Annotated in this window: 19 protein-coding genes; 12 read left to right on the top strand and 7 right to left on the bottom strand. The window is 60.0% G+C overall.

Features of this window, described 5'->3' with window-relative positions; genetic code table 11:
• A partial coding sequence (locus tag HUJ17_RS12585; protein ID WP_290511016.1) for a Na+/H+ antiporter NhaC family protein occupies window positions 1-1,010 on the top strand: 1,010 nt, incomplete at its 5' end.
• Window positions 1,011-1,133: 123 nt separating this feature from the next.
• On the opposite strand, the gene HUJ17_RS12590 is transcribed toward HUJ17_RS12585, so the two are convergent.
• The 4 genes from HUJ17_RS12590 to HUJ17_RS12605 form a co-directional block, all read right to left on the bottom strand.
• Window positions 1,134-1,412 (bottom strand): hypothetical protein, encoded by a 279-nt coding sequence (locus HUJ17_RS12590; RefSeq protein ID WP_290511017.1) that lies wholly within the window; start codon window positions 1,410-1,412, stop codon window positions 1,134-1,136.
• Between the two features lie 161 nt (window positions 1,413-1,573).
• Complete coding sequence (locus HUJ17_RS12595; protein WP_290511018.1) at window positions 1,574-2,593, bottom strand: AraC family transcriptional regulator; 1,020 nt, start codon at window positions 2,591-2,593, stop codon at window positions 1,574-1,576.
• A gap of 125 nt (window positions 2,594-2,718) precedes the next feature.
• Entirely contained in the window at window positions 2,719-3,876 is a 1,158-nt protein-coding gene (locus tag HUJ17_RS12600) for an acyl-CoA desaturase (protein ID WP_290511019.1), read from the bottom strand.
• Window positions 3,877-3,940: 64 nt separating this feature from the next.
• Complete coding sequence (locus HUJ17_RS12605; RefSeq protein ID WP_290511020.1) at window positions 3,941-5,059, bottom strand: ferredoxin reductase; 1,119 nt, start codon at window positions 5,057-5,059, stop codon at window positions 3,941-3,943.
• A 301-nt stretch (window positions 5,060-5,360) separates the two neighbouring features.
• On the opposite strand from HUJ17_RS12605, the gene HUJ17_RS12610 reads away from it, so the two are divergent.
• The 10 genes from HUJ17_RS12610 to HUJ17_RS12655 all read left to right on the top strand — a co-directional run bounded on the left by HUJ17_RS12610 (window position 5,361) and on the right by HUJ17_RS12655 (window position 16,579).
• Window positions 5,361-6,008 (top strand): TetR family transcriptional regulator, encoded by a 648-nt coding sequence (locus HUJ17_RS12610; protein WP_290511021.1) that lies wholly within the window; start codon window positions 5,361-5,363, stop codon window positions 6,006-6,008.
• A 225-nt stretch (window positions 6,009-6,233) separates the two neighbouring features.
• Window positions 6,234-7,103 (top strand): MaoC/PaaZ C-terminal domain-containing protein, encoded by an 870-nt coding sequence (locus tag HUJ17_RS12615; protein ID WP_290511022.1) that lies wholly within the window; start codon window positions 6,234-6,236, stop codon window positions 7,101-7,103.
• Window positions 7,104-7,535: 432 nt separating this feature from the next.
• Window positions 7,536-8,639 (top strand): tRNA 2-selenouridine(34) synthase MnmH, encoded by a 1,104-nt coding sequence (gene mnmH, locus HUJ17_RS12620; protein ID WP_290511023.1) that lies wholly within the window; start codon window positions 7,536-7,538, stop codon window positions 8,637-8,639.
• A gap of 493 nt (window positions 8,640-9,132) precedes the next feature.
• Window positions 9,133-10,005: a putative selenate ABC transporter substrate-binding protein gene (locus HUJ17_RS12625; RefSeq protein WP_290511024.1), complete on the top strand. Its 873-nt coding sequence runs from the start codon at window positions 9,133-9,135 to the stop codon at window positions 10,003-10,005.
• A gap of 12 nt (window positions 10,006-10,017) precedes the next feature.
• Window positions 10,018-10,668, top strand: a complete 651-nt coding sequence (locus HUJ17_RS12630) for an ATP-binding cassette domain-containing protein (RefSeq protein ID WP_290511025.1) — start codon at window positions 10,018-10,020, stop codon at window positions 10,666-10,668.
• Window positions 10,665-12,161 carry an ABC transporter permease gene (locus HUJ17_RS12635; protein WP_290511026.1) on the top strand — a complete coding sequence of 499 codons (1,497 nt, stop codon included), beginning with the start codon at window positions 10,665-10,667 and terminating at the stop codon, window positions 12,159-12,161. The genes HUJ17_RS12630 and HUJ17_RS12635 overlap by 4 nt, the downstream gene beginning before the upstream one ends.
• Before the next feature lie 37 nt (window positions 12,162-12,198).
• Window positions 12,199-12,972 carry a PhzF family phenazine biosynthesis protein gene (locus HUJ17_RS12640; protein WP_290511027.1) on the top strand — a complete coding sequence of 258 codons (774 nt, stop codon included), beginning with the start codon at window positions 12,199-12,201 and terminating at the stop codon, window positions 12,970-12,972.
• A complete protein-coding gene (selD, locus tag HUJ17_RS12645) occupies window positions 12,972-15,131 on the top strand; it encodes a selenide, water dikinase SelD (protein ID WP_290511047.1) in 2,160 nt (719 codons plus the stop codon). Before HUJ17_RS12640 ends, selD begins: the two co-directional genes overlap by 1 nt.
• 47 nt (window positions 15,132-15,178) lie before the next feature.
• Window positions 15,179-15,568, top strand: a complete 390-nt coding sequence (locus tag HUJ17_RS12650; RefSeq protein ID WP_290511028.1) for a PA2779 family protein — start codon at window positions 15,179-15,181, stop codon at window positions 15,566-15,568.
• 153 nt (window positions 15,569-15,721) lie between these two features.
• The gene (locus tag HUJ17_RS12655) at window positions 15,722-16,579 is read left to right on the top strand and encodes a PA2778 family cysteine peptidase (protein ID WP_290511029.1); all 858 of its coding nucleotides are present in this window, start codon (window positions 15,722-15,724) and stop codon (window positions 16,577-16,579) included.
• On the opposite strand, the gene HUJ17_RS12660 is transcribed toward HUJ17_RS12655, so the two are convergent.
• From HUJ17_RS12660 to HUJ17_RS12670, 3 genes are all read right to left on the bottom strand, one after another.
• On the bottom strand, window positions 16,519-17,127 hold the full coding sequence (locus HUJ17_RS12660; protein WP_290511030.1) for a hypothetical protein: 609 nt from the start codon (window positions 17,125-17,127) through the stop codon (window positions 16,519-16,521). The genes HUJ17_RS12655 and HUJ17_RS12660 overlap by 61 nt on opposite strands.
• Window positions 17,127-18,455: a peptidylprolyl isomerase gene (locus HUJ17_RS12665; protein WP_290511031.1), complete on the bottom strand. Its 1,329-nt coding sequence runs from the start codon at window positions 18,453-18,455 to the stop codon at window positions 17,127-17,129. Before HUJ17_RS12665 ends, HUJ17_RS12660 begins: the two co-directional genes overlap by 1 nt.
• 148 nt (window positions 18,456-18,603) lie before the next feature.
• Complete coding sequence (locus tag HUJ17_RS12670; protein ID WP_290511032.1) at window positions 18,604-19,626, bottom strand: phospholipase; 1,023 nt, start codon at window positions 19,624-19,626, stop codon at window positions 18,604-18,606.
• A gap of 167 nt (window positions 19,627-19,793) precedes the next feature.
• On the opposite strand from HUJ17_RS12670, the gene HUJ17_RS12675 reads away from it, so the two are divergent.
• Window positions 19,794-20,486, top strand: a complete 693-nt coding sequence (locus HUJ17_RS12675; RefSeq protein ID WP_290511033.1) for a tRNA/rRNA methyltransferase — start codon at window positions 19,794-19,796, stop codon at window positions 20,484-20,486.
• The last annotated feature ends 41 nt before the right edge of the window (window positions 20,487-20,527 follow it).

The following is a 20,527-nucleotide window of genomic DNA, read 5'->3' on the forward strand; positions in this document are numbered from 1 at the left end:
CCCTGCTGCTCACGGTGCTGCTGGCTGCCGCCATCATGAGCCAGAACCTGGTGCCCATTCATATCGCGTTTATCCCCATCCTGGTACCACCCTTGCTGGAAGTGATGCACCAGTTGCGACTGGACCGGCGGCTGGCCGCCTGTGTGCTCACCTTCGGGCTGATCACGCCCTATATGGTTTTGCCGGTAGGCTTCGGCAGTATTTTCCTGCATACCCAACTCGGCCCCAGCCTGGCAAAAGCGGGCCTTGAGATTCCCAAAGGAGAGCTCCCCCTGGCCATGCTGCTGCCCGCTGCAGGCATGGTAGTGGGGCTGATTCTGGCGTTTATCCGCTATCGTAAGCCCCGCGACTACCGGCCAGTAGAACTGCCGGGCGAAGAACAACATGCGCCGCTTTCCCCTCGCAATGTGATCGTTGCCGCTATAGCACTGGCCGCCGCTCTGGCACTCCAACTTTACAGCGACTCCATTATTCTCGGGGCATTGGCAGGGTTTCTGGTGTTTACAGCAGGGGGTGTGGTGCCCTGGCGGGAATCCCAGGATGCCTTTACCCAGGGCGTGAAAATGATGTCCCTGATCGGCTTCATCATGATTGCCGCCAACGGCTATGCCGCGGTGGTAGGCGCCAGCGGACAGGTGCCAGTGCTGGTGGAAAGCGTGACCAGTGGCCTGCAAAGTCCACCATTGGCCGCAGCGCTGTTATTGCTGCTCGGTCTGTTTGTGACGCTGGGGATTGGCTCGTCGTTCTCCACCATCCCCATCATCACCACCCTTTATGTACCGCTTTGCCTGGCACTGGGTTTCTCACCGCTGGCCACCGCCGCCCTGGTCGGCAGCGCTGCCGCGCTGGGAGATGCGGGCTCCCCGGCCTCAGACTCCACGCTGGGGCCCACCGCCGGCCTGAATGCCGATGGCCAGCACGACCATATCCGCGACACGGTGATTCCCACTTTTATTCATTACAACCTGCCATTGATTGCCGCAGGCTGGCTGGCCGCCATGGTGCTCTGAACAGAGAGCCTGCTACCTTGACCGTTGCATGCTTGCTCGCAAGGCGACGCTTTCAGGCATCGTTTTTAAACTGTCCCTTCGCCTTGTGAACAAGGCTCCAGCGGGGTTAGGGAGACTGGCGGCTTATTTACTCTTCCACATCCGGGCCACCGCCTTGTCACTGCCCAACAGGCCCACCACTTCACACACCAGACCTACCGCCAGGAAAACAGCGACAGGAATCAGCCCGCCATACAGCTGTGCCACCAACGTTGCCGCCATGGCCCCGATGGCAAGCACCAGAAACAATGTACCCACCACAATCAGAATTTTCCGATGCGAGGGGCGATAGGCATAGCTGTCATCACCAGACTCAAAAGGGGTGAGAATGGGAGAGAAAACTTTGCGCAGAGACTCTTTCACTGGTTAACACCGACTAAAGGTTTTGATGGATGCCCCACCACCCGGTGAGGCGAAGAATAACGGCACCACTGCATGGTGACGCATGAAAATATTTCTACGATAAATCGCAAAAAGGCGCCACTGGCGCCTTTCTTTTGCTTTCACTTTTCAACTCGCAACGCTCAACTGTTCTCCGCCGCGTCTTCTTCCGCCTTCAACTTGCGGTACTCAATCGGGGTCATGCCGACCCAGCGCTTGAAAGCCCGGTAGAACGTGGACGGTTCCGAGAAGCCGGTGAGATAGACGATTTCATCGATGGATTCCTCGGTACCGGCAAGAAGGCGTTTGGCCAGGCGACAACGATAATCAGCGACCAGCTGGTTGAAGTTGGTGCCGGCATCGGCCAGCCGGGTGCGTAACTGACGGGCCTTGATGCCCAGGCGCTCGGCCACTTCTTCCAGATTGGCATGGCCGGATTCCAACAGCTCGCCGATCAGCCGGTTGACCTGGGCCACCAGATCCTGCTTTTCCAGACGCGCCACCTGCTCACTGGCAAGCTGCTCGTGCAGGTGCAACAGTTCCGGCTCATGGTGGGCAGACGGCAGATTCATGACTCGGGCATCGAAGTACATACCAATGCTCGGCATGTCGAATTTCACCGGGCAATCGAACAGACGCTCGTATTCCTGTTTGTCTGCATGGCGGGTATGACCAAAATGCACTTCCAAGGGCTCAAAAGCCCCGTCGGTCACAAAGCGGAAAAATTTGATCACGCCCATCATCATGCATTCGTTGAGATGGCTGAGGCGTTTGCTCCAGATCATCTGCTTGAGGAAGACACGATCACCTTCTTCAAACAATTCCCCCTGGGCGGCATCGGACAGCAGGCGCTGGTAATCCAGAGCTCGCTTTAGACCTTCACCAAAGGTGGGGCTGGAGAGGAACAGGTATTCGAGCACCTGGCCCTTGTAGACCGGAATATGCTCCCCCAGATGCAGGCCGATGTGCTCATCACCGGACACCTTCTCCAGGGCCTGCCAGAACCATTCCTGGGCGTCATGGGGCGTACGCAGGTCCGGTACCTGAAGGATGGATTTGTCGAGACCGACTTCTGCCAACACGGCATCGGCATCAATACCGGCGTTAATCATGGCCTTGTAGGCCATTCGCAACAGCACACCGGAATCTGTCATTTCTGCCATGCGTTCTGCCTTGTCCCCAAATAAAAAAAGCTACTCTCAGATCGACTGAGAGTAGCATAAGGATGGCAGGGCCGGAACCAGCGCAGCACCGGCCCGAACCAGGAGATCAGACCGCTTTGAAGCGATCAGGCAGCCTTGCGGGTTTCTGACTGCGGTTCACGGGTCAGGGATACCACTTTGGCACGCAGACCATCGAGTGGGCCCTTGTCGCTGCCGCCCTTAGTCTTGCTGGGCAAAGACAGCTTGAAGATACGCTTCCACACACTCAGAGACTGCTTCACGAACGAGCCGGTGTTATACGGCAGGCCGTGCTTTTCACAGATGGCACGCACTTCCGGCGCAATTTTCGCGTAACGATGGGCCGGCATGTCCGGGAACAGATGGTGCTCGATCTGGAAGCTCAGGTTGCCGCTCATCACGTGCATCAGACGACCGCCTTCAAAGTTGGCAGAGCCCAGCAGCTGGCGCACATACCACTGACCGCGGGTCTCGTTCTCGATCACGGATTCCGGGAACTGCTCTACCTCTTCCGGGAAGTGACCGTTGAAGATCACCTGGGACGACCACAGGTTGCGCGCCAGGTTGGCGGTTACATTACCGGCGAACACGAAGGGCGCAAACGGGCCAGCCAGAGCCGGGAACAGCAGATAGTCCTTAAACAACTGTTTGCGCATCTTCTTCCAGGTCGGCTTGAACTCCGCTTTCAGCTCTTCCTTGGTCTTGGTCTTGTAGACCAGGTAGTCCTCCAGCTTGAGGCTCTGGATCGCCACAAAGTGCTGGAAGAAGGTGGCCAGAATACCTGCCAGGATCGGGTTGAACAGGAAGCGGGCTTCCCACTCCTGGTCTTCCGACATGCGCAGGATGCCGTAACCAATGTCATGGTCCTTGTCGAGCACGTTGGTGAAGGTGTGATGCTCGAAATTGTGAGTCTGCTTCCAGGCCGTGTTGGTACAGGTGTTGTCCCAGTCAAAAACCTTGGAGTTAATGGCCGGGTCACCCATCCAGTCGTACTGGCCGTGCATCACGTTATGACCGATTTCCATGTTATCCAGGATCTTGGAGGCAGACAGACAGGCCACACCGGCCAGCCATGCCGGCGGCAGGAAACCCGCCATCAGCAGGCCACGACCAGCCACTTCCAGACGACGCTGACGCTTGATCAGAGTACGGATGTAGTTGGCATCTTTTTCGCCCAGGTCCGCCATTTCCCGATTACGGATGGCATCCAGTTCCTGGCCAATGGTCTCGAATTGTTCGGCGGTCAAGTTGCTGAAAATACTCATGTGCTTTCTCCTTAAACCCGGTTTGAAGATTCGTCCTGTGACGCTTCGGTTTGGGTGAATCCGTTTAGATGTCCAGGGTCACCGTGCCCACCGGCACGCTGACGCAAATTTGAATGTCTTCTTCGCCACTGCTGATCTCGCCGGTGCGGATATCGCGCACGTCACCGGCCGTCTTGCGGCAGGTACAGGCGTGGCAGATGCCCATGCGGCAACCGGATTCCGGGGTCAACCCGGCGGACTCGGCCTGCTCCAGCAGGGTGGCGCCATTGTTGATGGCCATTTTTTCACTCTGTACGAAACGCACTTCGCCTTCCGCGCTGTCGCTTTCGATCTGCGGCGCCGCCAGGGTGAACTGCTCCTTGTGCAGCCGCTCTGCCAGGCCGTCCTCTTCCCAGACTTTTTCCACCGCAGCCATCATCGGCGGCGGGCCACACAGAAAAGTGGTTGCCTGTGCAAATTCCGGCGCAGCAATGTACAGATGTTCACGGGAAAACAGGCCGGACAGTTCGCCCTGTTCACCCTCATCATTGAAGCAGCGCACCAGGGTCACGTTGTCGTGGGTCCGTGCGATCTCGTCCAGCTCGCTGGCATAGATCATGTCGGCGGCGCTGTTGGCGTAATGCAGGAAAGTGATCGGGCCGCTGAAGCCCTCATCACAAAGGGTGCGCAGCATGGACATCACCGGGGTGATACCGCTGCCACCACTGATCAGCAGCACCTGCTCCGGGCGTTCTTCCGGCAGGGCGAATTCGCCGTCCGCCTGGGACAGCAACACCACATCACCCACACTCAGTTGTTCACGCAGGTGACGGGAAACAAAGCCGTTGGCGTGCACTTTGGCGGTCAGCTCGATGCAGCCGTCGGCGCGGTGCAGGGAGTTGGCCGGTGAATAACAGCGGGTCTGGCGCTTGCCATCGATGGTCACGGAAAGTTGCACGAACTGACCGGGAACAAAGCCTTCCCAGTTGTGATTGGGGCGCAGGGTCAGAGTCACGCTGTCATTGGTCAGGTAACGCACGGCTTCTACCTTGGCGCGCACCTCTTTAACGGACCACAGCGGATTGAACACTTCCAGATAACGGTCAACGCCGTGGGGATAGGAAAGAATATCCGCCACACGGGACTGCAGCAGGCGGGTCAGGCCTTGCTGAAAACGGCTGGAGGTCTGTGTCATTGCGTTCATTGGGTTCATCCCTGTAAGTGAACAGTTGTACGCATTATTCATAGACCCACTATTCAAGTCAACACCTGTACACTTAATTTTGTAAACACCTGCATTATCATGCAGTTACACATGTTTTTTGCGCACCAGTTGCATCACGGCCTCACAACGAGGAGAATTTACAGCGTATTTTCAGGGTCTGTTGGTGCGTAATGCCCACCAGCACCCCGGCACTTTCCTGCCCGAGCGACCGGAAACGGGGTAACGAGACTGCCGGCCAGGCCTGGCCAACGACCTGAAACCCCACGCAGAGGCGACCGGAATGACCAAGGAAAGCACCAGCAGAACCCGCAAGCCGAAACGGGGCCAAACCCGTGAAGCACTGATGGCAGCGGCGCTGGATCTGGTCGTCAAGAAGGCTCCCTTCTCCAGCCTCAGCCTGCGCGAAGTCACCAAACGGGCCGGCGTGGTACCCACTGCCTTCTACCGGCATTTCCCGGATATGAGCGCCCTGGGCCTGACTCTGCTGGATGAATCCTTCCGTACCCTGCGCCATATGATGCGCCAGGTGCGCCAGGAAGAGCTGCCCAATGAGCGCATGCTGCGCGGCTCCCTGGAGGTGTATTTCAACTATGTCCGCAATAACCGCGCCCATTTCCTGTTTGTGTCCAAGGAACTGGCTGGCGGCACCCCCACCATGCGCAACGCCATCCGCCGGGAAATCCGCATGTTCACCAACGAGCTGGCCATGGACATGGCCCGCTTCCCGTTCCTTAACCATGTGAATGCAGAAGACCTGCAAATGATGGCCGGCCTGGTGGTCAACAACGTGACCGCCCTGACCCAGGAAATGCTGGAACTGGAAGAAGACGACGAGTTCGGCCAGAACCAGGTACTCGGCACTGCAGAAAAACAGTTGCGATTGATCTATTTCGGGGTCGGTATGTGGAAGTCCAAACCGGATCAATGATCCCGGCTTCCCTCCCTTCCTGCTCGCCAGCAAACCTCCGTCACAGTTTTATTTTGGTGTGCTTCAGTCCCTATACACCTTGTCTGCGCGGCCAATAGCGCGCCGCTTACCCTGCTCTATACTCCCCACAGTTTCATGATCTTTACGCCTCTGTGAGCAACAACGCAGGGACATAAAGATCATGGGTCTGAGACCACCACACGACCAACGGGAAAGGATCGAGTAATGAGTGAGGTAAAATTCCGCGAACTGCGCAACGCGCCCCCCATGGTGATCAACTTCGCCAAGGCGGTAATGCGCGCCACCGTAAAGCCGGGCAGCAACCCCACCCTGCCGGAAATCGGCCTGCGCCTGAATGATGTGGCTCTGGACGAAAAACACCTGGCGGCCTACCGCAAGGTGTGTGGCTTTGCCGCCGACGGCAAACTGCCGGTCACCTACCCGCACATGCATGCCTTCCCACTGCATATGGCCCTGATCCTCAGCGACGGCTTCCCGTTCCCGGCCATGGGCCTGGTGCACGTGCGCAACAGCATCACCCAGTATCGCCCCATCAGCGAGCGCGAGCAGCTGAACGTGAAATGCTTCCTGGGCAACCTGACCAAGGTAGACAAGGGCTACGAGTTCTCCATCTTCACCAGCATCAGCACCGGCGGTGAGCGGGTCTGGGAAAGTGAATCGGTAAACTTCTTCCGCAGCGGCGGCGGTAGCAGCAGCAAGAAGAAAGATGCGCCCAAGCCCCAGCCAGCCACCAACACCGTGGAATGGAAGGTTCCCGGCGATACCGGCCGCCGCTACGGCGCAGTTTCCGGAGACCGCAACCCGATTCACCTGTACCCGCTGTCCGCCAAACTGTTCGGCTTCAAGCGCCAGATCGCCCACGGCATGTGGTCCAAGGCCCGCTGCCTGGCCGAGCTGCAGAACCAGCTGCCCGAAGAAGCTTTCACGGTGGATGTGCAGTTCAAACTGCCCATGTTCATCCCTGCCACCGTGAAGTTCGAGAACAAGCCGGTAGACGGCGGCAGCGACTTCCGCCTGCTGGCCAAGGATGGCATCAAGCCGCACCTGGCCGGCCAGATCCGTCCGGCGGAGTAAAACAGCGACAAGTTTCCAGCCACAAGCGGCAACGCGGGCAGGGCCGTGCTAATCACATAGCGCCCTGCCCGCGTTTTTTGTGGGTGGCTTGCAAAGAACAGTAGGAGCGTCGCTCACGGCGCGATTCGAACCTTGCCGTAGGATGTTGATGTAGGAGCACCTCTTGAGGTGCGAACCGAGCGAAGCGAGGCGACAGAGATCAACGTCTATTCACCATGCTTTCTGGAACCTGTCGGGTTTTGAGATCCCTGATCGCCCTAGGGCCGATTTCCGCGCAAGCGCGGTTCGCACCTCGAGAGGTGGTATTCGCTTCCCTCACCCTTCTGGCCGCACGGAACTACGTGCGCTACTCCGCTACGCTCCGTTCCTACAGGTGCTCCGTCGCAATGCACAAGTAGATTGCCGCTGACACCTGCACTAAACTCGCTTCCCATGCGCGACGATACCCGTGATTACCTGTCCCTGTTTCTGAACGACACGCCCCTGCTGGACGTGCGTGCCCCCGTGGAATTCGCCAAGGGCGCCTTCCCTGGCACCACCAATATTGCCCTGATCAACGACGACGAGCGCCACCAGATCGGCATCTGCTACAAGCAGCATGGCCAACAGGCGGCCATTGATCTCGGTAACCAGCTGGTCAGCGGCGAGGAGCGTGAACAGCGTATGCAGGCCTGGCAGCAATGGTGGCAGGCCAACCCGAACGGTTATCTGTATTGCTTTCGGGGCGGGCTGCGCAGCCAGACCACCCAGGCCTGGCTGCATGAAACCGGGATCGATGCGCCACTGGTCACCGGTGGCTACAAGGCCATGCGCCGCTTCCTGCTCGACGAGATGGAAGCCTGCATTGCCACCCTGCCCTTCGAGATCCTCTGCGGCCGCACCGGTTGCGCCAAGACCCGGGTCATCGAAAGCCAGGCCAATGCGGTGGACCTGGAAGGTCTGGCCCATCACCGTGGCTCCTCGTTCGGCCGACGCCCCGGCGGCCAGCCTACCCAGATCGATTTCGACAATGCCCTGGCCATCGCCATGCTCAAGCAGCGGGCGCAGAACCCGGCCCAGGTATTACTGGAAGACGAAAGCAAGCTGATCGGCCGCTGCCACTTGCCCTTTTCCCTGCAGGACAAGATCAAGGCCTGCCCACGCATCATCATCAACGAGACGCTGGAATCCCGTGTGCAGGTCACTCTTGAAGATTATGTGGTGGGCCCGCTGGAAGAATACCGCCAGCACTTCGGCGAACAGCAGGCTCTCCATTATCTCGGCGAAGAACTGCTCGCCGCCATGGACCGCATTCGCCGCCGCCTGGGTGGAATGCGCCATCAACAACTGCGCCAGCTACTCTCCGAAGCCCTGGCAGTCCAGGCCATCAGCGGGGATACCGGGCTCCACGAAGACTGGATCCGCGCTCTTCTACGCGACTACTACGACCCAATGTACGACTACATGCTCTCCCACCGAGAAGGCGAGATCGTATTTGAAGGCAGCCGCGACGAAGTGATGGTGTTTCTGGATGCACGCCAGATGCATGACGCCTGACAATCAGCCTGCATGGGCTCTGCGCCCATCAAGCAGCCTCCAGCGCTACCGCCTCGTTACAGGGTAATGCGAGTCACGAGGTACGAGTTCCGAAATGCAACACCAAACCTGCCTTTAGCTCCTCGCAACTCGTTTCTCGTAACTGTCTCCCCGCAGGGTGCGATGCATCATGCGAATCGCACCGCCCCGGCGATCAGCTGTCAGACACGCCTTCTGCCCTTGTAGGAAGCGATGTTTGTCGCGAAACGGTGGGCAGTGCGGTCATTATTCGCGATGCGAGCATCGCTTCCCACAAACCCCTTACCCCCCTTTCAAGCTGGTCCCGGTCTCATCAGCACTTTTTCCTCCGCCCGTCGGTCGGCGAGCGGCATTCTTTGCTTTCCCTTCTGGTATCCCGCGTCTGGCGTTCTATAATCCCCCTGTCGTGTCTGGCCGGGCCCACGATGAGATGTTCACTTTGTCCGGTAAGCCTCCCTATTGAACGGAGTCAACAATGCGTTTCCCCTTTCTTGCCGCTCTGCTGGCAGCAGTGCTGCTGTCTGCCTGTAATGAACCCCATACCGGGACCTTCGTTTTCACCGCCATCCCCGATCAGGATGAATCCCAGCTGGAAAAACGCTTCGGCGTGGTTGCCCTCTATCTGGAAGAGCAACTGGGCGTGCCAGTGAAATATGTGCCGGTGAAATCCTACGCTGCCGCCGTCACCGCCTTCCGCAACAACGAAGTGCAAATGGCCTGGTTCGGCGGCCTGTCCGGTGTCCAGGCTCGCCGCTTGGTGCCCGGATCACAGGCCATCGCCCAGGGCCTGGAAGATCCTGACTTCAAGTCCTACTTCATCGCCAACACCAGCACCGGCCTGAGCCCGTCCGAAACGCTCACCGACGCCTTTGTCGAGCAGACGTCCTTTACCTTCGGCTCCAAGGGCAGCACCTCCGGGCGCCTGATGCCGGAGTTTTACCTGCGCGACACTTTCAACCAATCGCCGGACCAGCTATTCGAAAAAGTGGGTTTTTCCGGCGATCACAGCGCCACCATTGCCCTGGTACAAAGCGGCGCCTACGCCACCGGCGCGGTGAACTACAAGGTCTGGGAACGAGAGCTGGAAGAAGGCAAGATCGACACCGACAAGGTGCAGGTAATCTGGACAACCCCCGGCTATCCGGACTATCACTGGACCGTACGTGGCGACCTGAATGACAAGTTCGGCGACGGCTTCACCCAGCGCGTCACCGAGGCCCTGCTGGCCATTGATGATCCGGTTCTGCTGAACGCTTTCCCCCGGGAAAGATTCATCCCCGCCAGCAATGACGACTTCGCGCCTATCGAGGAAACCGCCGAAGCCATCGGCCTGCTCGACGCGCAGTAGCTGGATCGGATTTTGACATTCCATCTTGAGAATGCACGGCTTGGCCATCCGGGCCAGGTCGTGTTTGCGTCCCTGTCGTTGACCATTACCGACGGCGAGAAGGTAGCGCTGCTGGGTCCATCCGGTGCCGGCAAATCCACCCTGCTGGCCGCCCTGCGCCAGCAGCAGGAAGCCCGCTGTGCCTGGTGCCCCCAGGCCGGTGACCTGGTGCCCATGCTCAGCGTCTTCCACAACCTCTACATGGGCGCCCTGCCCCGCCACAGCACCCTCACCAACCTGCGCAACCTGATCTGGCCCAGCGCCAGGGAAAAATCCAGCGTGGGCGAACTGGCCCGGGAACTGGGTTTACAGGACAAGCTGTTCACCAGTATAGACCAGTTATCCGGCGGCCAAGCGCAACGGGTTGCCCTGGGCCGGGCGCTCTATACTCAGCGCAAGGTGCTGCTGGCCGACGAGCCTGTCTCCAGTCTGGACGAGCATCAGGGGCTAGCTCTGCTGCAACTGGCACTGGCCCGACACCACACTGCGGTGGTCGCCCTGCATGATCGTGAGCAGGCCCTGCAATGCTGCGACCGCATCATCGGTCTGGGTGAAGGCACCATTCTGCTCGACGCCCCCGCCAGCACCCTGAGCCCGGGTGATCTGGACGCGCTCTACCAATGAGCTCCGGCGCCCGGCAGCCGCTCAACTCCACCGCCGCCCGCTGGCGCCGGGCCAGCTTCTGGCTCGCAGTGGCCGGGTTGGTCGCCCTGGCGATTGCTGACCTGGACATCACCCGTTCTTCCCCAGGCAGCGTTCTGCTGCGCATGGGCCAGGGCTTTCTGGCACCGGATTTTTTCTCCACCGATAACCTCTTGCGGGCATTGGCCAACACCCTGGCCTTCGCCTGGCAGGGCACTGCCCTGGCCGCCCTGTTTGGCTTCGTCATGGCCATGGCCTGGCATCATCGCTGGGTGCGAGGCGTTGCGGCCAGCATCCGTGCTGTCCACGAACTGTTCTGGGGCCTGCTGCTGTTGCAGGTAGCCGGACTGAGCACGGTCACCGGGGTGCTGGCCATCGCCATTCCCTACGCGGGCATCTTCGCCAAGGTCTTTGGTGAATTTCTGGAAGAAGCCGATCCTGGCCCAGCCAATGCACTGCCCGTCAACCGACAACGCCTGAGCGTATTCTTCTACGCCCGCCTGCCGCTGGTCTGGCAGGCCTTCAAGGCCTACGGCGGTTACCGGCTGGAATGCGCCATCCGCGCCTCCGCCATCCTCGGTTTTATCGGCCTGCCCACCCTGGGCTTCCATCTGGAAACCGCCTTTCGCGAAGGCAGCTACGACCAGGGCGCCGCCCTGTTATACCTGTTCTTTGCCATCATCTTTACCCTGCGCTGGTGGCTGCGCCCGGCCCTGATCCCCGTGTACCTGTTGGCCGCCATCGCCTGGGCACCGCCGCTGTTCACCGGCCGGCTCGATACCCTGGTGCGCTTCGTCACCGTGGATCTGGTGCCAGTACCGCTCCGCCAAGGCGGCGGGCTCATGGAACTGTGGCACTGGTTCGCCATGCTCTGGCAGCAACAACTGTGGCCGGGGCTGTGGCAAACCCTGGTGCTGGGCCTTAGCGCCCTGCTGCTCACCGGCGTGCTGTCGCTGCTGCTTTTCCCGCTGATTTCGCCGTTATTCGGCAACCGGGCAAGTCGCACCGCCGGCCATGGCCTGCTGGTGGTCATGCGCACCACCCCGGAATTCTTTCTCGCTTTCTTTTTCCTGATTCTGCTCGGCCCCTCCATGCTGCCCGGCATCCTGGCCCTGGCCCTGCATACCGGCGCCATCGTCGCCCACCTCACCGGACGGTTCAGCGAAAGCCTGAGGCTTCGTGTGGACGCTCCTACCGGTATCAACCGCTACGCCTGGGAAGTGTTGCCCCGGGTCACCCCAAACCTGCTGGCCTTTCTGCTTTATCGCTGGGAAGTGATCATGCGCGAAACAGCGGTGCTGGGGATCCTTGGCATCCATACCCTGGGTTTCTATATTGATTCCAGCGTGGCGGAATTCCGCTTCGACCGGACCTTGCTGTTGATCCTGGCCACAGTCATGCTCAATCTGGCGGTGGATGCGCTGTCACGAGGATTGCGCAAGCGGCTGAGGCTGAAGCCGGGGTTGGGTCTTTGAAACCAATGAAACGAACACGTTATTTTCAAGGCAGCCCATGAAGCTCTATCAAGTCGATGCCTTCACCTCTTCCCTGTTTGCCGGCAATCCGGCGGCGGTAGTGCCACTGGAAAGCTGGCCGGAAGATGCGTTGCTGCAGAACATTGCCATGGAGAACAACCTGTCGGAGACGGCCTTTCTGGTGCCGGACGACACCGGCTATACGCTGCGCTGGTTTACCCCCAGTGTGGAAGTGGATCTGTGTGGCCATGCCACCCTGGCCGCAGCCTGGGTGGTGTTCAATGCGCTGGGATTTCCCGGTGAGCGGATTCGTTTCAATACCGCATCCGGCGCGCTTTATGTGGACCGTAGCGGCCAGACACTAAGCCTGGATTTCCCTACCCGCCCGGCGCACCCGGTCAGCCACCGGGAACCCTTCGAGCAAGCGCTGGGTATTCCTCTCAAGGGCGTACTGCAGGCCCGTGACACGCTAGTGGTACTGGACAACGCTGAACAGGTACGCAACTTCCAGCCGGATTTCGCCGCCATCGCCAAGCTGGATACCTTTGCGATCATGGTCACTGCCCCCGGTGACGACTGCGATTTTGTCAGCCGCTTTTTTGCCCCGGCCAAGGGCGTGCCGGAAGATCCGGTAACCGGCTCCGCCCACTGCACTCTGGTGCCCTACTGGGCCGAGCGGCTGAACAAGACGACCCTTCATGCCCGCCAGCTTTCTGCGCGGGGCGGCGAACTCCACTGCACCCTCAAGGGTGACCGGGTCACCCTGAGTGGCCAGGCCCGCTGCTTCCTGAAAGGCGATATCCTGCTGTGATGACTCCGTCGGCCAATCACGATCTGGTACTGGTGGGCGGCGGCCACAGCCATGCGCTGGCCCTGCGCATGCTGGCCATGAAACCGGTTCCCGGTGTGCGAATCACTTTGGTGTCTCCGGATGCCCTCAGTGCCTACTCCGGCATGTTGCCCGGTCTGATTGCCGGCCACTACAGCCTCACCGATACCCATGTGGACCTCTTCCGGCTGTGCATCGCCACCGGCACCCGCTTTATCCGCGCTGCGGTGACAACTATCTGCAGCGCCGAACGTCGCCTCACTCTGGACGATGGCAGTACCCTGGAATACGACTGGCTGAGCCTGGACGTGGGCGCCACCCCGGACCTGCAGCCGGTAGGCGGAGGCCACCCGGATATCGTGCCGGTGAAACCGGTGGCCAGCTTCCATGAGCGCTGGCAACAATGGCGCGATGGCGACAGCCCACTGGCGGTGGTCGGGGCCGGGGCCGGTGGTACCGAAATGGCGCTGGCCATCGCCGAGCATCAGCGGCAAACGGGTCGCAATGGGGCCTTGTCACTGATCAGTGGCAGCGTACTTTTACCGGGCTACCCGGAACCGGTACGCCGCCGGATGCAACGCTATCTGGATGACTACAACATCCAGCTGCGCGAACACACGCGAGTGGAAAAACGCGACGACGGGCTCTACGCCAACGACGCCCCACTGGATGCCAAGCGGGTGCTCTGGTGCACCGGGGTGCGAGGCACCCGGGTGATCGCCGACAGCGATCTGGACTGTGACGACAAAGGCTTTGTGCGCGTACAAGACACCCTGCAAAGCCGCAGCGACCCGCGCGTGTTTGCCGCCGGTGATTGTGCCGCCTTCCCCGAAAGCCTGCCCAAGGCCGGCGTCTATGCGGTGCGCCAGGCCAAAGTGCTGGCCCATAACCTGACTGCCGCCATCACTGGTCAGCCTCTGCAAGCCTATCGCCCGCAAAAACATTTTCTTTCCCTGCTCTCCGCCGGTGGCAAACAGGCGGTAGCCAGCCGTGGCGGCACCCTGTCCGCCGCCGGGCACTGGGTGTGGCGCTGGAAAAACCGCATCGACCAGGCCTTTATGGACAAGTTCGATAGTCAGCTACCCACCATGTCAGCGCCGCCGCCGGACCCGGATGTGCTCCATTGCGCCGGCTGCGGCGCCAAGGTGGGCAGCGATGCGCTGCACGATGCGTTGCGAGATTTGCAGCCACATATCAGTGAAGGTATTGAAGCCGGTATGGATGCCGCCGATGACGCAGCCATCATTCACTGGGCCGGCAACCAACGGCTGGTGCAAAGTCTGGATTTTTTCCCGGCCTTTATCGACGAACCGTTTTTGTTCGGCCGGGTGGCGGCACTGCACAGCCTCAGTGATTTGTACGCCATGAACGCCACGCCCCACTCCGCTCTGGCCAATGTAACCCTGCCCTGGCATCACCCGAAACTTCAGGGTCGGGATCTGCATCGGCTGATGGCCGGCGCGGTGACAGAATTGAACGCTGCGGGCTGTACCCTGGTGGGTGGCCACACCATCGAAGGCCCGCAGATGGCAGCCGGCTTTACCGTGAATGGCCAGGCAGACCCGCAACGACTCTGGCACAAGGGCGGCGCCCGGGCCGGCGACCGCCTGTTGCTCACCAAACCGCTGGGCACCGGCGTGCAGCTGGCCGCCATGATGCAGAAAGGCAAACTGCACGGCCCCTGGCTGGATGCCACCCTGAAGCATCTTCTGGTCAGCAACCGCATCGCCCAACACGCCATGCAGGATATACCGGTGCATGCCTGCACCGATGTCACCGGCTTCGGCCTGCTCGGCCATCTCCATGAAATTTGTCAGCAAAGTGATGTGGCCATGGCCATAGATACCGACAGCATTCCCATGCTGCCCGGCACCCTCCCACTGATTGAAAAGGGGGTGAGCAGCACCCTCAACGAGGCCAACCGGAACGTGTTGATGCATTGCGATACGCAGCAGGTTGCAGAGCCGTTACTGACTCTCCTGTGCGACCCGCAAACCGCCGGCGGACTGCTATTCAGCATTCCCGAAGAGGCACTACCCCGGGTTCTTACGCAATTGCGTGAAGCCGGAGTGAACGCATCAGAAATTGGTAAAGTCCTTGTAAAAAATGGTGATTCTTCGAGAGATATTCTTCTGCATTAGGGTCAAGATGTTAGTGTTGAATCAATCGAGCTGAATGGAGATATCCCATGACCAAGCGTATTACCGGTATTCTCAGTGCATCATTGCTGCTTTTCATGCAGTTGATGATTGTGCCAGCCGCCCAGGCCGCCATGATCGGTAACGACACGGTCATCCAACAACAGGACCGCGCGGCAATGAAAGCGCAGGTAATGGCGCTGATGGACCAAAAGGTCGCCGCCAAGGCATTGGGCGACTACGGCGTCAGCAAGGATCAGGTGAGCCAGCGTCTCGACCGCCTCACCGATCAGGAGCTGCAGCAGCTGGCCCAGAAAGCGGAAGAATTGCCCGCCGGCCAGGGTGTGGTTGGCGTGATCCTCGCCATCATCCTCATTCTGGTGTTGCTGGATCTGCTAGGTGCCACCGACGTCTTCCCGGTTATCGATCCCATTAACTGATCCATGCCAGCCCCCTACGGCGAGGAGCAAATCGCTCCTCGTCTTTCACCCACAACGTTAACCCGCCCTTTCAACCTGGCATGCCTCGCTAGCTTGCTGGTTCTGCTTTCCTTGAGTGGATGCCAAAGTTTCCCGCCTCCTCAAAGTGCGCAGGTGGACCCCGAGCAGCAGCTGGTGGTGCCCTTTGTGCCCCAGGAAAAATACCAATGCGGCCCCGCCGCCCTGGCCATGATGCTGCAATGGGCCGGCAAACCGGTGAGTGCAAACAGTCTGGTTGACGAGGTGTGGTTACCGGAACGGGAAGGCAGCCTGGGCATTGAATTACGTGCCGCTGCTCGCAGCCGTGGCCTGATGGCGTATCCGGTGGAAAGTAGCCAGGCGTTGTTCCAGGAACTGCAGGCAGGCCGACCTGTACTGGTATTACAGAACCTGGCCCTGCGTCGCTGGCCTCAATGGCATTTCGCCGTAGTGACCGGCTATCAGGATCAGGGCAATACCATGGTGCTGCACAGCGGCACCAACGCCGGCAAGACTACCCACTGGAACCGCTTTATCCGCACCTGGGCCCGCGCCGATCAATGGGGCTTCACCCTGGTTGAACCCGGCCAACTACCCGCTAGTGCAGAACCGGGCACCCTGTTCCGGGCGATTTCCGCCCTGCCCAATGCCGAGGAATTCTGGCCGACGGCGGTAGCCGCCTTCCCGGACAGCGGCAAACTCTGGTTCGGCCACGGCAACAGCCTGTGGAGCCAGGGCCAGCAGCAGGAAGCGCTGGATGCCTTCCGCAGCGCCACCGACAGGGCGCCGGACTTTGCCGCCGCCTGGAACAACCGCGCCTACGCCGAACAGGCCCTGGGGGATGTTATAAGCGCCCGGGACAGCATCTGCCGCGCCCGTGCGCTGGCTCCGCAGGATCAGGCCATCAGCGACAGCGTGGCAGAGCTTACCGGTCAGTCCTGTTCTTCTTCTGCAGACGCCTCGTCGACGGACGGTTGTTGCGCCGCTAACTGATCCCGCTGTTCGCGCAGCTTTGCCAGCTTGGCTTCCCCTTCCGCCAGTTGCGCTTCGCTGATGCCCTCGGCACGGCCTTTGGCAATCAACGCTTCCAGTTCCGGGATACGCTGATCGGCCGCTTGGGCAAATGACGCATACACCTGCTGCTGCTGACGTTGCTCATACTGCTGATACAGGGCCGGGTCGGCCAGCTCAGCATCGCCGGGAGGCTCACGCAGATCCGTACCCGGAGCCAACGGTGGTGTACGCGCATCCCCGTGACGCATACTCTCACGCAGTGCTGCAATCGCTTGCGGGGAAGGTGCGGGAATGGACGCAGAATCGTGCAGTCGGGAGTCAACCGGTTGCCGCTCTCTTTCCGCCACCGTGTCGATCATGGGTAGCGTCGCGGCGGCCTGTTTCTGCTGTTTCAACGCGGGAGTCTTTGCCGCCACCTCGTTGTTTTCGGCCAGCGCAGGCACATCTGTCTGTGCTGCAGTCGGCAACCAACGGACCATCACCAACACCATCGCAGTCAGCAGCAGAGCAGCCAACAGCGCCTTCATCACAGCACCCCACGATTGATTCGTAATGACGCCTGCTCGGTAACGTCCGCCAGCAGGCTCTTGAAGCGTTGCTGCAATTGTTGCTGAGCCACTGCCCGCCCTGCCCGATAGCGCACCGATTTGCTGTCCAGGCTCTGGTAGGCGGTCACTTTTTCCTCCACCAGAAACAGCTCCCAATAGGGGGCGCCATCCGTACCGGGGCTGCGAAACGGCGGTGACACCACGCCCTGCGGCTGCACAAACGCCAGCGCCCGGGTCCAGTGATCCTGCCGGGATTGCCGGTCAATCCAGCCCAGCTCGCCACCCTGCTGACGGTCTTCAGCCACCGAGTAATCCGCTACTGCCTGGTCAAACGACAGGCCATCGCGGATAAGCTCATGCACCCGGTCCGCCTGCTGCTGACTGTCGACTCTCAGATGCCGCGCCCGTACCCGCTCCACACGGGTGAACTGTTCCCTGTTCGCCGCGTAGTAGTCGGCAAGCTGCGCATCGCTCACCTGTGCAGCCAGCTCCCGCAATTGCGGATTGTCGTCATGGATATCCTGCATCAACCCCATGTCGTGCATCAGGGTTTCCCGTTGCAGGGCATCATCGATACAGCGATCTACGGCGGCAATGGCCGACTCGCTCAGGCCCGCGCGCTGTTCAAACCAGTAGAACACATAGGCCATGGTCAGATGCTGCTTCACCGCTTCGCGAATAAAATCCAGATTGAGATTGTGCATCTGCACCTTCAGCTGAATGTTCTGGCGGCGGTACAGCTCCCACAGGCTCAGGGTCTGCTCCGGCTGATCGTCAGCAAAGCGATACCTGGCCAGCACATACTCACGGGCCGCCTGTTGCTGGGCCTCGGTCATGGTGCTAAGCAACACCTGCTCCAGAGTCAGCATGGGTGCCAGCACATCGCGGGACAGGACCAAGGGGGCACTCAAGCTATCCAGGCTGTTCGCCATGCCGCTATCGTTGACCGCCTTGCGCAGGGCATCGGCATAGGCGGTGCGGATCAGCTTGAAACGCTGCTGTTCGTGGCGGGTGGCACTGTCATAACCCACCCGTTCCGGGTGCGCGCGGTGATCATCTTGCGCATTGGCCACCGATGCCAGCAAACGGTTTTCCACCAGTCCCTTGAGCACGCTTTCCCGGCTGATATCCGGCTCGCTGCGGCGAGCGGCCGCCACAAACACGTCCAGGGTAGCAGCCGGGATCGTTTCACCATCCACGCGGGCAGCCACATCATCAGGCAGCGGCCCCCACTTCTGCCAGCCGGTATAACCGGCCACCGCAATAACCGCCAACCCAATGGCCAACATCCATCGATGCATTGCCATGAAAGTTTTCCTCTAACGTCTTTCTAGCCCGTTCATTACCGTAGGGAGCACTGAGCGCACCGATCTGGCGTCTGAATGGTGCAGTTCGCCTTAGACTCAGTGCACCCTACGGGGGAAACACCGGCCCGGTTATGAGCCGGTACAAAAATCAGGGATTAACCTGGTGCGCGGCATGGTTGAGCAGATGCACCACCATGGCGATGGCATTGGGAATCACTGTCTGCCCGACCTGCACTCGATCGGAATGGTCGGTGCTGGACAACACGATACCGCCATTGCCATAGGCCAGGGTGCCACCCTCGGTGAGCAGCGGGCGGATGTCGGTGCCTGTAGGCGACAGCGGGGTGAAGTTCTGCAGGGCTTGATCCACCAGGGCGGTGTCGTTCAGGTTTTCACTGTCGTAGTAGTCCGCCACCCACGATTCCCAACCGCTGTGGTTCAGGGCCGAGGTAGTCCACACATGGTGGGGCTGCAGCAGATCGGTGGTGTGCAACACAAAACCCAGGGTCTGGGCGGTGGGCTGACTGAGGAACTGGCTGTACCAGTACTGGCCCAGGTTATCGATGGGCTGGAACGGTATTTCCTCAAAGTCATCGTACATGGACTTGCTGGAATAGCTGCCCTGACGATAGTTGGCTTCGGTAATGCCGTAGGTGTTGTACTTCGGATCATCCGAGGACCACCAGCCAGTCATGCCACCGGGGCCATCATCCAGGTAATCACCGTACAACCAGGAAGCAGCCATATTGTCGATATCGCCCCAGACAGTAAGCAGGTCGTAGTTGTAGCCGCCCAGATCATTACCGTGCACGTCAGAACTGCGCGTGTGATTCTGGAAATGCCAGTAGGAGGTGTAGTTCACCAATGAAGAACCGGCGTTGAATACCGGCGCGTAGACACAATCCCCGGAGACCGCACCACACAGGTAGGTGTCCTGGAAATCATCCACATCGTAGGCGCCCTGACCAATCACCTCGGCAAACTGATCCATCGTGTAGCCAGCAGCATTGACCCAGGCCTTGAGGCGGTTGTACTCGGTGGTGCCCGGGTGGTTTTTCATGTAATCCACCGCATCAATGGCGATACGCTTGTGGGTGATTTGCTGAAACGCCTGGGCAGGCGCAGGGATAACAACGGCAGCCAGCAGGCCGCAGAGTGCGAGCTTGTTCATGGGTCCCCTCACAATTGTTATGAAGTTTGTTGTGTTTATTGGTTAAACAATAAACACCATTGCCGTTGCACCCTAGGACGTAGCCGGACAAAAAATGGACATTTCCTGCCACAGCCTTTGCCTGCGTTTACAATGGCAACCTTCAGCCTGACGTGGATATATGACGAATGGACATCATGTTTGTACTGGTGGAGCCCGCCCGGGGCGAAAACATCGGCGCCGCCGCCCGCGCCATCAAGACCATGGGGTTCAAGCAGTTACGTTTGGTACGACCCGGCGACATGACCGCCGCCCAGTGGGTGGCCCATCAAAGTAACGAGGTACTGGAACAGGCCCGTACCTTCGACAGCCTGGGCGACGCCCTCTCGGATGTAGACCTGAGCATTGCCTGCACCGCCCGGCGACGCCTGCAGAAAGACCGCTATGTGGACGCGGACCAGTGCGCCGAACTGATTGCCGCCAAGGGCGACAGCGTCCAACGGGTAGCCATCGTATTCGGCCGGGAGGCCAGCGGCCTCACCGGCGACGAGGTGGCCCTGTGCGATCTGGCCAGCAGCATTCCGCTCGCCCAGGAGCAGCCATCTCTGAACCTGGCCCAGGCGGTGATGGTCTATGCCTGGGAATTGCGCAAGCAACCACTGCCCCCAACCGTCAGCAGCAATCCAGACACCACCACCTACCAACATACCCGCGACGCCATGCGTGGTTTGTTGGCGGCACTAGAGGTGGGACCGGAGGAGAACCTGCACCAGTGGGTAGACGAGCTGCTGCCACTGGCCGGGGAACGGGAGCTGGGCCTGGTGAGACAACTGCTGCGCCGCCTGCAACGCCTTGATAAGCTTGCCCGGAGCCCGGAATAAAAACATCGTCTTTACCCGGTGATCTGAACTCGGGCTCAGGT

This window comes from Alcanivorax sp., assembly GCF_014762765.1.
In the GTDB taxonomy this organism is placed as follows: Bacteria; Pseudomonadota; Gammaproteobacteria; order Pseudomonadales; family Alcanivoracaceae; genus Alcanivorax.